The organism is Xanthomonas sp. JAI131 (assembly GCF_013410075.1).
In the GTDB taxonomy this organism is placed as follows: Bacteria; Pseudomonadota; Gammaproteobacteria; order Xanthomonadales; family Xanthomonadaceae; genus Xanthomonas_A; species Xanthomonas_A bonasiae.
Genome location: NZ_JACCCN010000002.1, coordinates 781,151 through 793,769 on the forward strand (window position 1 = coordinate 781,151; position 12,619 = coordinate 793,769).

Annotated in this window: 8 protein-coding genes; 1 reads left to right on the top strand and 7 read right to left on the bottom strand. The window is 70.6% G+C overall.

Features of this window, described 5'->3' with window-relative positions; all coding sequences use genetic code 11:
- Positions 1-143 precede the first annotated feature (143 nt).
- On the bottom strand, positions 144-2,213 hold the full coding sequence (locus HDC36_RS10055) for a sensor histidine kinase (protein ID WP_255432671.1): 2,070 nt from the start codon (positions 2,211-2,213) through the stop codon (positions 144-146).
- Positions 2,214-2,265: 52 nt separating this feature from the next.
- Here HDC36_RS10055 and HDC36_RS10060 point away from each other — a divergent pair, with 52 nt between their 5' ends.
- Positions 2,266-2,964 carry a response regulator transcription factor gene (locus tag HDC36_RS10060; protein ID WP_255432672.1) on the top strand — a complete coding sequence of 233 codons (699 nt, stop codon included), beginning with the start codon at positions 2,266-2,268 and terminating at the stop codon, positions 2,962-2,964.
- Positions 2,965-3,147: 183 nt separating this feature from the next.
- Here HDC36_RS10060 and HDC36_RS10065 read toward each other — a convergent pair whose 3' ends face one another.
- From HDC36_RS10065 to HDC36_RS10090, 6 genes are all read right to left on the bottom strand, one after another.
- Positions 3,148-4,152, bottom strand: coding sequence for a class I fructose-bisphosphate aldolase (locus tag HDC36_RS10065; RefSeq protein ID WP_179566805.1), 1,005 nt, complete (start codon positions 4,150-4,152; stop codon positions 3,148-3,150).
- A 226-nt stretch (positions 4,153-4,378) separates the two neighbouring features.
- Positions 4,379-5,845, bottom strand: coding sequence for a pyruvate kinase (gene pyk, locus HDC36_RS10070; RefSeq protein ID WP_179566807.1), 1,467 nt, complete (start codon positions 5,843-5,845; stop codon positions 4,379-4,381).
- A gap of 402 nt (positions 5,846-6,247) precedes the next feature.
- Complete coding sequence (locus HDC36_RS10075; protein WP_179566809.1) at positions 6,248-6,892, bottom strand: HAD-IA family hydrolase; 645 nt, start codon at positions 6,890-6,892, stop codon at positions 6,248-6,250.
- Positions 6,889-8,067: a phosphoglycerate kinase gene (locus HDC36_RS10080; protein ID WP_179566811.1), complete on the bottom strand. Its 1,179-nt coding sequence runs from the start codon at positions 8,065-8,067 to the stop codon at positions 6,889-6,891. Before HDC36_RS10080 ends, HDC36_RS10075 begins: the two co-directional genes overlap by 4 nt.
- A gap of 265 nt (positions 8,068-8,332) precedes the next feature.
- On the bottom strand, positions 8,333-9,697 hold the full coding sequence (locus HDC36_RS10085) for a DUF3999 domain-containing protein (protein ID WP_179566813.1): 1,365 nt from the start codon (positions 9,695-9,697) through the stop codon (positions 8,333-8,335).
- Positions 9,694-12,405, bottom strand: coding sequence for a DUF2339 domain-containing protein (locus tag HDC36_RS10090; RefSeq protein WP_179566815.1), 2,712 nt, complete (start codon positions 12,403-12,405; stop codon positions 9,694-9,696). The genes HDC36_RS10085 and HDC36_RS10090 overlap by 4 nt, the downstream gene beginning before the upstream one ends.
- Positions 12,406-12,619: the final 214 nt, after the last annotated feature.

Genomic DNA, 12,619 nt, shown 5'->3' on the forward strand with positions numbered 1-12,619 from the left:
ACACGAATGGCGGCGGTCTTCGCCAGACGGTTAAGGCCTGGCAGACATGCGAGCGGCAAGCCGGCACGTGGAGTTGCCCCATCGTGTGCGGCCCGAATGTCGGCGCCGCCGCGCCGCCGAATCCGCGAGCGCGACGCCAAGGATCAGGCGTCGAACGCTGGCGGCAGCGGCTCGACCTGCGCCTGCGGGCGCCGCGGCAGCAGCAGAACGAAGCAGACCGGCGCGTCCGCAGCGTCCCCGGCCAGCCCCACCCAGCCGCCGAGACGCTCGGCGATCCTGCGCACCAGGTACAGGCCGAGCCCGGCGCCTGGCGTGTTCCTGGCGTTCTCGCCCCGGTAGTACTTCTGGAACAACCGCTGCCGATCGGCGGCGGCGATGCGCTCGCCCGCATTGGCGATCTCCACCCGCAGCGCTTCGCCGTGCCCGCGCACGCGGATACGGATCGGCTCGCCCGGCGGACAATGGCGATCGGCATTGGCGATCAGGTTGCGCAAGGCCACGCGCAACAGTCCACTGTCGGTGACCAGGCTGTCGTCGTCGCTCTGGTAATCGCAGACCACGCGCTGCGGCGGGAAGTCACGACACACCGCGTCCAGCAGATCGCGCAGCGCGCAGGGCTGCAGCCGCAGGTCCGCGGTGGTCGCGTCCATGCGGTCGGCGCCGAGGTACTCGTCCACCAGCGCCAGCAGCCGTTGCGCCGCGCCATGGATGTTGCCGCAGCGCGCGCGGTTGCGCTCTATCGGTCCCTCCAGCTTGCGCGCCAGTTGCTGCGCCGAGGTCATGATCACCGCCAGCGGCGTGCGGAACTCGTGCGACACCATCGCCACGAACTCGCGCTGCTCCTGCATCACCCTGCGTTCGGTTTGCAACGAGGCGCGCAGTTCGTCCTCCAGGCGTTGCCGCCTGCGGATCTGTCCATGCAGTTCGGCCGTGCGCAGCGCGACCTCGCGCTCCAGTTGCATGCCGTGCCGGCGCGCCAGTTCCGCTGCGGCATTGGCGTGGCGCCGCTCGCGGATGCGGCGCCGGCGCTCGTAGCGGCCAACGACCAGGAAACTCATCACGGTCATGTGCAGCATGGTGCCGACGGTGGTGGCGTACTGGGTCCACGCGTTCACCGGGACCAGGCCCAGATTGCGCAGGAATCCGAGCATCACCCCCAGGTAGAACGGGAAGAAGGCAAGCGCGAAGAACACCGCGGGCGGGTAGCGTTTCCACAGCAGGCGGAGCGCCAGCGCCGTCAGCACCGCGATGCCGAGCAAGGCCAGGGTCTGCACCGGCTGCATGCCAAGTGCGTAATGCCCGGTCGCGACGAGCGCGGCGCAGACCAGCGCGCCGGCGCACAGGAAGCGGATGGACCAGCGCGCAAACTGCGGATACAGGGCGCGCAGGTTCAACTGCCTGCTCGCGATCTGGAATCCCACCGGCAGGCTGCAGGCGATGCTGATCCCCAGCAGGCGGTCGCTCCACGCCACCGGCAGTCCCGTCACCTGCTGCACCAGGCCGATCGACATGGCCTCGTTGAGCACGCAGCCGCCGAGGTAGGCGACGAACAGGCCGCTCATGGGCGCACGCGTCACGCTCCAGAACAGCAGATGCAAGCAGATCAGCAGCAGGTAGAAGCCGAAGTACAGGCCGAACTGCAGCCCCTCGCGCCGCGACTGGTTGTCGAACGGCAGTCGCTGCCAGATGTCGAGGCGGGTGACCAGCGCGTTCTTGCTCTGCAGCCGCAGCAGGATCACGTAGTCGCCGGGACGCGACGGCGCGAACTGGAACACCGGGCTGCGGTAGTCCACTGGCCAAGCGTCGCGGCGGACGTTCTCGCCGCTATGGCCCAACGCTTGCCAAGCGCCGCCGTCGACGCTGGCGTAGGCCTGCGCATCGTCGATGACGGCATTGCTCAGTCGCAGCATCCAGCCCGCGGACGCTACACTGTCCACGCGCAACGGAACGCGCAGCCACACGGTGTTGGCGGTGAACCCGGCATTGAGACTGGCGGGCAGCCGGGTCCAGCCGGATGCCGCCGCGGCCTGGCGGGCATCCAGCCGGCCTTGCGGATCGTCCAGGCGCTGCAGGTATCCGCTCGCATCCAGATGCTCGGCCGCGGCGGTCAGCGGCAACGTTCGAGGCGGCGCCCATCCCGGTTGCGCCGCAACACAGGCCACCGCACCCCAGTACAGCCATGCGCCCACAAACCAGCGAAACCACTTCGCCATCATTTGCCATACCGCACGATCGCCGAACCCGCTTGAGTCACAGCGGCCAATGATGCACCAAGAGTTTGCCGCGATGGGCGAGGTGATCGTGCTGGAAGACGAACCCGTGCTGCGCGAGGAGCTCGGCGAGTTCCTCGCCGATCTCGGCTACACCGCGACGTGCGCGGCCAGCGTCAGGGAATTCCGGCAACGGTTCGATCCGCTGCGCCATGGCCTGGCGGTGATCGACATCGGACTCCCCGACGGCAGCGGCCTGGACTTGATCGGCGAACTGCGGCAAGGCGCGCAACGGCTGGGCATCGTGGTGTTCAGTGCGCGCAACACCAGCCGCGATCGCGTCACCGGCCTCGACATCGGCGCCGACCACTACTTGGGCAAAGGCGCCGACCTGGACGAACTGGCCGCGACCCTGGCCGCGCTCGGCCGGCGCCTGGGCCTGCAGAAAGCGTGCTGGATGCTGGAGCTAGGTGCCGCGCGCCTGAACGTGCCCGACGCGCCGTCGGTTCCGCTCTCGCACCAGGATCTGCTGGTACTCAAGTGCCTGATGAGCCGGCCCGGCGAAAGCGTGAGCCACCGCGAAATCGCCGAGGCGCTCGGGGTGAACTTCCTCGACCACGACCGGCGCCGGCTGGACACGCAGATGTACCGGCTGCGGCGACGGGTGGAGGAGATCAGCGGGCGGCCGCTGCCGGTGAAGACGCTGCGCAACAGCGGTTACCGGTTTCATGCGCCGGCTGCGTTGAAGCCTTGAGTTCGCGGCTTGTGCGGTGTGTCGCGCCAACACGCTTTGTCAGGGACTGCGCTCCTTACCCTCCTCCGCCCCTTCGGGGCTCCTTCCCCCCGAAAAGAGTCATGGTCCCGATGGGAGAAGGAGCGTTGCAACGAAAAACGCCGGCGATGCCGGCGTTTTTCGTGGACTCTTTCTAGCGGGACCTCAGTCCTGCCACTTGCCCAGCGCGGCCAGGCCGTTTTCCTTGGCGCGGTCGTAGACCACCTGCTGCGCCTTGGCGAAGTTGCCCTTCATGTCCTGCGACCACAGCTTCAGCGCGGCCTGCTGCATCGCGCGGCCGTAAGAGAAGCTCAGCGGCCATGGCAGGGTGCCGATCTGGTTCATCGCATTGAGATGCGCGGTGGACTGCTCGTCGGTCTGCCCGCCGGACAGGAACACGATGCCCGGCAGGATCGCCGGCACGGTGCTCTTCAGGCACATCACGGTGGACTCGGCCACTTCCTCGACGCTGGCCTGCTCGTCGCAGTCCTTGCCGGCGATGACCATCGAGGCCTTCAGGATGGTGCCTTCCAGCACCACGTTCTGCTCGTACAGCGCGCCGAACAGCGAACGCAGCGTGGCTTCGGTGACCTCGTAGCAGGTCTCGATGTCGTGGTTGCCGTCCATCAGCACTTCCGGCTCCACCATCGGCACCAGGCCCTGCTCCTGGCACAGCGCGGCGTAGCGCGCCAGCGCGTGCGCGTTGGTCTCGATGCACACGCCCGACGGGATGTCCTCGCCGATGGTGATCACCGCGCGCCACTTGGCGAAGCGCGCGCCGAGCTTGTAGTACTCCTCCAGGCGCGCGCGCAGGCCGTCCAGGCCTTCGGTGATCAGCTCGCCCGGCATGCCGGCCAGCGGATGCGTGCCCTTGTCGACCTTGATCCCGGGAATGATGCCGTGCTCGGCCATGTACTTCGGGAACGGCACGCCGTCCTTGGTCTTCTGGCGGATGGTCTCGTCGTACAGGATCGCGCCGGAGATGTGGTCGCTCAGCTTCGGCGTGGTCAGCAGCAGCTCGCGATACGCGCGGCGGTTCTCTTCGACATTCTCGATGCCGACGCTGGCGAAGCGCTTGGCGATCGTGCTGGTGGATTCGTCGATCGCGATGATGCCCTTGCCCGGGGCGACCATCGCCTGTGCGGTTTCGGCAAGCTGTTCGATGCTCATGGAATTCCTATGGCACGGGGGGAAACCCGAAGTATATCGCGGCAAACGCTACCGATTCCTTCACGGAATGCCTGCAACCGTTTCCATCCGGTAGACGCAATCCGCGACCGCCTGCGCAGTCGCGTGCACCGGCAGGCGACCGGCGGCGCCAGCCGGACAGGCAAAAAAAACCGCGCGCTGCAGACGCAGCGCGCGGTCGTGGGCCGGCGTGGCGGCGGCGCTGCGGCTACAGCTCGCCCAGGCCGCTGGCGCGGCCGTCGGGGCCGACTTCGAGCAGGCGCAGGGTGTTGGTCGCGCCATGCGTTTCCATGTGCTCGCCGCTGGTGAACACCACGCGGTCGCCGGGACCCATGCGCTCGGCCTCGACCAGCAGGCGGATCGCCGCACGCGCCGCTTCGCGCGGGGTCAGGCCGCGGCTGTCGAAGTTGATCGGGAACACGCCGCGCATCATCGCCATACCGCGGCGCGCGCCGTCGTGGCGGGTGAACGCGTAGATCGGCATCTTCGAGCGGAACCGCGACAGGAAGCGCGGGGTGCCGCCGGATTCGGTCAGGGTGACCACGCCGCTCAGGCCGATGTGCTCGGACAGGAACATGGTCGCCATCGCGATCGCCTGGTCGGCGCGCTCGAGGTTGCGCTGCGCGGCCTCGAAGTCGGTGTCCATCTCGAACTGGCGCTCGGCGCCCAGGCAGATCCGCGCCATCGCCTGCACCGCCTTGACCGGGTAGGCGCCGGCGGCGGTCTCGGCCGACAGCATCACCGCGTCGGTGCCATCGATCACCGCGTTGGCCACGTCCAGCACCTCGGCGCGGGTCGGGATCGGGTTCTCGACCATCGACTGCAGCATCTGCGTGGCGGTGATCACCACCTTGTTCTGCGCCAGCGACTCGCGAATGATCTTCTTCTGCAGGCCCGGCAGCTCGGCATCGCCGATCTCCACGCCCAGGTCGCCGCGCGCGACCATCACCACGTCGCTGGCCTCGACGATCTCGCTCAGGTTCTCGATCGCCTCGGTGCGCTCGATCTTGGACACCAGCGCGGCGTCGCAGCCGTGCTCGCGGGCGATGCGGCGCGCGTCGTCCATGTCCTGCGCGTTGCGGCAGAACGACACCGCGATGAAATCCACGCCGATCTTGGCGACGATGCCGATCAGTTCCTTGTCGCGCTCGGTCAGCGCGCCCAGCGACAGGCCGCCGCCCTGCTTGTTCAGGCCCTTGCGGTCGGACAGCACGCCGTCGTTGAGCACGGTGTTGACGATGCGCGAACCGTCGACCTCGACCACCTGCAGCTGCAGCAGGCCGTCGTCGAGCAGCAGCACGTCGCCCGGCTTGACGTCGTTGGGCAGGCCCAGGTAGCTGACGCCGACCTCGTTTTCGTCGCCGGCCGGCGCGTTGGCGTCGGCGACCAGGTCGAAGCGCGCGCCGGCCTTCAGCGACACCTTGCCGGCGGCGAAGCGCTCGATGCGGATCTTCGGCCCCGGCAGGTCGGCGAGGATGCCCACTTCGCTGCCCACGCGCTGCGCGGCGGCGCGCACTTCGGCGGCCCGCTTGGCCTGGCCGGACGGGTCGCCGTGGGAGAAATTCAGGCGCACGACGTTGACGCCGGCGCGGAACAGGTCCTCGAGCACGCCGGGCGGATCCGTGGCCGGGCCGAGGGTGGCGAGAATCTTGGTGCGGCGCTGGCGTTCGATCATGAGACGTCGTTCCCTGGAAAAGCCGTCAAAACTAGCACAGGCGCCGCTACCGCAGGATGGCGAATCGGCATAGGCGGCTGCGGATTCATGCATGTCTTGCAGACAGTGCGGGACAGTATGCGGACTCGAGGCCGCGCCGGCGCCGCCTCGCCCGTGCCCAGCCGGCGGCGCGGGCGCGACGCCGGGCAAGCCCGGACTCAGCGCTCCTGTGCTGCTCCCCGGCCCTGCCGGACGAAGCCGCCAACACCGGGACAGACACGCCACGCGGTGGCCTGGCGCTACGACCGGCGCACGCGACGCAGGCCGGTCATCGCATCTGGAACCGGGAATGGAGGAAATGCGCGAGTGCCGCAGCGGCACCGCTTTTACGAATCCCCAATCCCAACTCCCCAATCCCCGCTGTCAAGCTGCCAAACCCGGCAACTGCGCCGGCACCTCGGCCAGCGCGCTGGCGCCGGCCTGGCGCAGCTCCGCTGCGTCGCCGAAGCCCCACAGCACGCCGATACTGCGCATGCCGTGATGGTTGGCGCCTTCGATGTCCATGCGCCGATCGCCGATCATCACGCACTGCGCCGGCTGCAGCGACAGCCGCCGCAGGGCTTCGGCGATCAGGTCCGGCTTGAAGCGGCGCTGGCCGTCGTCGCTGGCGCCGACGATCTCCTCGAAGTGCGCGGCGAACGGCAGCGTCTCGACGATGCGCCGGGCGAAGCGCTCGTTCTTCGAGGTCACCACCGCGAAGCGATGGCCGGCCGCGGCCAAGGCCGCGACCGCCGCGCCGATCGCCGGGAACACGGTGTGCTCGCGCCAGCCCTGCGCATCGTAGCGCTCGCGGTACAGGGACAGCGCCTGCTCGACCAGCGGCGGATCGCCGTGGAAGTAGTCGTTGAAGCTGTCGCGCAACGGCGGCCCGATCCAGGCGCGCAGTTGCTGCGGCTCGGGCGCGGGGCGCCCGAGTTCGGCGAACGCGTGGCGGATGCTGCCGACGATGCCGGCCTCCGAATCGACCAGGGTGCCGTCCAGGTCGAAGAACAGGGTGTTCGCGCTCACGCGCCGCGCGCCTGCAGCGCCGCCACCGCCGGCAGGGTCTTGCCTTCCAGGAATTCCAGGAACGCGCCGCCGCCGGTGGAGATGTAGCTCACCTGCTCGGCGATGCCGTACTTGTCGACCGCGGCCAGGGTGTCGCCGCCGCCGGCGATGGAGAACGCCGGCGAGGCGGCGATGGCGCGCGCCAGGGTTTCGGTGCCATGCCCGAACGCGTCGAACTCGAACACCCCGACCGGGCCGTTCCAGACCACGGTGCCGGCCTTGGCGATCAGGTCGGCGTAGTGCGCGGCGGTCTGCGGGCCGATGTCCAGGATCAGGTCGTCGTCGGCGACGTCGGCCAGCGCCTTCACCGTCGCCTCGGCGTCGGGCAGGAACTGCTTGGCCACCACCACGTCGGTGGGCAGCGGGATCGCCGCGCCGCGGGCATTGGCGTCGGCGACGATCTTGCGCGCGGTGTCGAGCAGGTCCGGCTCGCACAGCGACTTGCCGACCGGATAGCCGGCCGCGGCGATGAAGGTGTTGGCGATGCCGCCGCCGACGATCAGCTGCTCGACCTTGTTGACCAGGTTCGACAGCAGCTCCAGCTTGGTCGAGACCTTGCTGCCGGCGACGATCGCCAGCAGCGGCTTGGCCGGGTGTTCCAGCGCCTTGGCCAGCGCGTCCAGCTCGGCCATCAGCAGCGGTCCGCCGGCCGCCACCGGGGCGAACCTGATCACGCCGTGGGTGGACGCCTGGGCGCGGTGCGCGGTGCCGAACGCATCCATCACGAACACGTCGCACAGCGCCGCGTACTTCTTCGCCAGCGCCTCGTCGTCCTTGCCCTCGCCGACGTTCATGCGGCAATTCTCCAGCAACACGATCTTGCCGGGCTGCACCTCGACGCCGTCGACCCAGTCGCGCAGCAGCGGCACCTCGGTGCCGAGCAGCGCGGTCAGCCGCGCGGCGACCGGCGCCAGCGAATCGGCCTGGGTCCACGCGCCTTCCTTGGGCCGGCCCAGGTGCGAGGTCACCATCACCGCCGCGCCCTGCTCCAGCGCGTGGCGCAGCGTCGGCACCGAGGCCAGGATGCGCTGCTCGGACGTGATCTGGCCGTTGTCGTCGATCGGCACGTTGAGGTCTTGCCGGATCAGCACACGCTTGCCGGACAGGTCGAGATCGGTCATTCGCAGGATGGGCATTGTCGGTTGCTCGCTATCGTGGGGTTGCTGAGGAAGGAGGAGGCGGTGCGCAGCATAGGCGCGGCGATCGGTACGTCCGCTTTAGGCACGCTGGCGCCAGCGCGCGCGGGCGGTGCCGAGGCGGGCATTGTCCGGCGTCGGCCGCGCAGCGGCAAATCGAGACATCGCGCGGCGTGCGGCCGTGGCGCAGCGGCGCGGGCAAAACCACGCGCGCACGGCGGTCGCCACGCCGCGACAGGCGCGTGGCGTGGCGGTGCCGAACCGATCAGCCCGCGCCGGGCGCGGCCGGCTTGCGCAACAGGCTGAAGGCGAAACCGACCACGATCAGCGCGCCGCCGACCAGCAGCGCCCACAGCAGCCAGGTCTTCCAGTCGCGCGGCGCCGCCGGCGCCTGCAGCGCGGCGGCGCCGGCCAGCGGGACCGCCGCGCCGAGCGTGGCGGTGGCCGGCGTCCATTGCGGGCCGCGTTGCGCACGCAGGGCCTGCAAGGTGGTCGCCAACGGCGCGGCAGCGCGCTGGGTGCGCGCGCTGCCGGCGGCCAGCGCATAGGGCGGCGTGCCCTGGGCCAGGAAGATCAGCGTTTCCGGCTGGTAGCCCAGGCGCAGCGCCGGCCGCTGCCGGCCCGGATCCTGCGTGGCCAGCAGCCGCCAGTAGCGGTCGCGCACCGGCTGGGTCAGCGCCTGCGGCGGCGAGCGGCTGGCGCCGGCGCCGACCTGGTAGGCCACCCACGGCCCGGCCCGGTCCTGCCACGGCGCCTCGGCGCTGTCGCGGCTCTGCACGCGCCATTCGATCGCGCTGTTGCCGGGCAGTGCGATGTCGAGCTGCGCGACCGGATAGCGGCCGGGCGATACGAAGTCGAAGCTGTGCTGCGCCGGATCGGCGTGCAGCGCATCCAGTTGCTGCCAGTGCCAGTCGGCGGCGACGGGCGCCGGCGCCAGTTCGGCTTCCACCCCGGTCAGTGTCGGCAGCGGCGGCGACGACAGCGGCAGCAGCCGCAGGTAGCGCACCTGGCGATCGATGGCGATGCGCAATTGCTGCAGGCGCTTGCCCTGGTTGGCCAGGTCGACCAGGGTCGCCTCCGGCACCAGCAGTTCCCAGTCGCGCAGATCGTCGCTGGCCTCGACCCGGTAGCGCGCCTGCCGCGGCTGTGCATCGGCGGCCCACTGCAGCGACAGCGCGCGCAACGGCTCGCGCAGCGCGCTGGCGTCGATCAACCAACCGGCTTCGGCACTGGCCGTGGCGCTGCTGGCGATGCGGGTGCGGATGCGGCGCACGCTGCCGTCGGTATCGCGCTCGGCGATCAGCTCCAGGTTGTCCGCGCCGCCACCGGCCACGGCCGGCAGCGGGAACCAGGGCAGCGGCTGCCGGCGCGGCGTGGTCTCGGCCAGTTCGGCCGCGAACAGGGCCGCCGGCAGCGGGTCGCCGCCCGCGTTGAACACTTCCACGTCGCCCAGCGAGGCGAGGTGCGCGCTGCGGTACACCGCATCGTCGAGTTGCACGCGGTAGGCGCCGGCGGCCGGATCCTGCAGGGTCAGCGGCCATTGCTGCACGTAGTCGTCGCGCTGGCTGGCAGCGGAGGCCGCCACCGGCAGTACCGCCAGCAGCACAGCCGGAAAGATCAGGCGTTTCATGGATGGGCCTCCTCGGCCGGTTCGGTGGCGCGCGGCGGTGCCGGCGCGAAATAGCCGACCACGGTGCACAGCAGGCCGTAGGCGATGAACGAGGCGATGCCGGCGACGTTGCCGAGGTTGCCGCGATCCACCAGCAGCAGCTTGCCCAGTACCACCGCCATCAGCAGCGCGCCGGCCAGCCACAGGCCGCGCTGGCCGCGGCGCGAGCCGAGCACCCAGCCGAGCACGCCGAGCACGCTCCACACCACGGTCAGGCTGGTCTGCGCCACGCCGGCGGACAACAGCGACGCCCACGGCACCGGCGCCCAGTAGTGCACCGCATGCAGGGTCACGCTGGTGACCCACAGGAATCCGGCAGCGGCAAGCAGTTGCAGACGCTGCGCCCGCAACAGGGCCGGCGCGGTCGCCGACCACAGCCAGCGCGCGGCCAGCGCCACCGCCAGCAACTGGCTCAGTTCCAGCGGATTGAGCAGCGGCACCCACGGCAGCGGCGCACTGGCGCCGGGCACGCACAGCGTCCACAGCCAGGCCAGGCCGAGCAGGCCGAAATAGCTGCCCTGCAGCGCCGTGCGGCAGCGGTCGAAGTCCGCCCCCAGCGGCGCAGCCAGCCACGGCCAGCGCAGCAACGACAACGCCGCCGCGGCCAGCCATGGCGCCAGCAGCAACGCCCATTGCCAGCCCTCGGCCAGGGCGAAGCGCTGCGCCAGCCAGAGGCCGAGCAAGGACAGCACCGACGGCCACACCAGCCACCAGGCGAATTGCGCCGCCCGCGCCACCCAGCCGCCGCTGCCGCGCAGGCAGATCAGGCTGCGTACGCCGAGCACCGCGAACAGGGTCCAGGCCCAGGCGCCATGCCCGGCGAACGGCTGGCCGTGCGCGTCCGCCTGCAGCACCGCCAGCGGCAACGCGAGCAGCAGCCCGCCGAGCGTGGTCGCGGCCAGCGCGCGCGCCGGCCAGCGGCGCTGCGCCTCGGCGGCCAGCCAGCCGCTGAGCGCGACGAACGCCAGCAGCAGGTCGGCCTGCGCCGCGGCCGCGACGAAGCGTTCGATCTCGGCAATGCCAATGCCGCACCACCACGCCAGGCCCCACAGGTAATAGGCCAAGGCCGGGGTGTCGGCGCCGGCACGGCGATAGCTCCAGGCGCTGGCGAGGCCGGCCAGGGCCAGCAGCGCACCGCTCATGAAGGTGGCATTGGCCACCGCCTGGGCGTCGTGCCAGGCCATGTCCAGCCCCAGCACGAAGCCGATCGCCGCGGCCAATTGCAGGCCGGCGCCGGTGAACTGCGGCAGCCAGCGCTGCTGGCGCAGTCCCAGCCACGCCAGCGCCGCGCCTTCCAGCGCGAAGATGCTGGCGGTGGCGCGCGCGGACAGCGCCAGCGGCACCGCCAGCGTGGCGAAGCCCACCGCCAGCAGCGCATAGGCCTGGCCGAGCACCGCGAAGCGTTCGCGCCGGATCAGCGCCGCGGCCAGCAGCGCATACACCGCCGCCAGGCCCAGCGCGCACAGCGCCAGCGGCAGGCCTTCGCCGCGCAGCAGCCCGGCCTGCAGCGAGAACGCCACCAGCGGCGTGCCGAACACCAGGCTGCCGTCGATCAGGTTGCCGCGCGTGGCCGGCTGGCGCCGCGCGTACAGGATCGGGATCAGCAGATAGAAGGCGAAGAACAGCAGCAGGAACGGCTCGGTGCTGGCGAACTTCGCCGGCTGGTATTGCAGCACGCCCCACAGCGTGCCGATGCCGAAGGTGAAGCCGAACCCGAGCAGGTTGAGCACCCGCCACGGCCGATACCAGGCGATCGCGAACACCGCCGCGTTCAACACCGCGTAATAGGAGAACAGCCCGACATGGTTGCCGCTGCCGGTGGACAGCCAGATCGGCGCCAGGAACCCGGCCAGCGTGGCCAATACCGCCAGCGTGCGCGATTCCTGCACGACCGCCAGCACGCACATGCTGGCCACCAGCACGATGCTCAGCGCGAACGCGGCGCTGGCCGGAATCAGCCCGGACAGCTTGAACGCGGCGAACACCGTCAGCAGCAACACACCGATCGCGCCGCCCTGCAACGCCAGCGCGAAGCTGCGCTTGCGTTCGCGCTGGCGCCAGCCGAAGCCCAGGCCCGCCAGCGCAGTTGCGGCGATGCCGGCATAGCGCAGCTGGATCGGCATGCGCAGCCAACCCTGGTCGCCGGCGTACTTCAGCAGCGCGGCGACGCCGGCCAGCAGCACCAGCATGCCGATCTTGACCGGCACGTTGCCTTCGGTGAACCAGCGCTTGGTGCCGGCCAGCAGCCGCTCGATCGGATCCGGACCGCGCGGTGCCGGCGGCAGTGGCGCGGCGACGGGATCCGCTGCCGCGTTAGCCATGGCGGTCGGCGCGATGAACGGCGGCGGAAGCGGCGGCGGCGTAGGCGCTACCGAAGCGACGAAGGCGGCCACGGCGGACGGACGTTCCTCTGCAACACCGCCGTCGGCGAACCGCGCATCGCGCTCGCCATCGTTCTCGAAGCCGGCATCGGTGTCATCGACATAGTCGGCCGCGTCGAATCGGGTCGCGGCGTGCGCCGCCTGCGGCACCGCGCCGTGCAGGTGCGCCAGCTGCAGTTCCAGCGCCGCCACGCGCCGGCGCACGCCCGCCAGCGCCACCAGCATCACGATCATCAGGATCGGCACCGCCAATACCGCCACCACCACCAACACGATCAACGCTTCCATCCGGACTCCATGCCCAAGCCGGCACGGCGCTGGGCGGCGTACCAATGGTCCGGCGGCGCCGGTCCTGGGGCAGATGGTAGACGAGTTCGGCCTCGCCGCGGCCGCGCCGGCGGCGGCGCAACCCAGGCGCGGCAACGCATCCCGGCAATGCAGGCCGACGGAATCGGCGCTAAAGCCGGTGCATTCTCGGCCGCTACCTCCCTTATCCCACGTT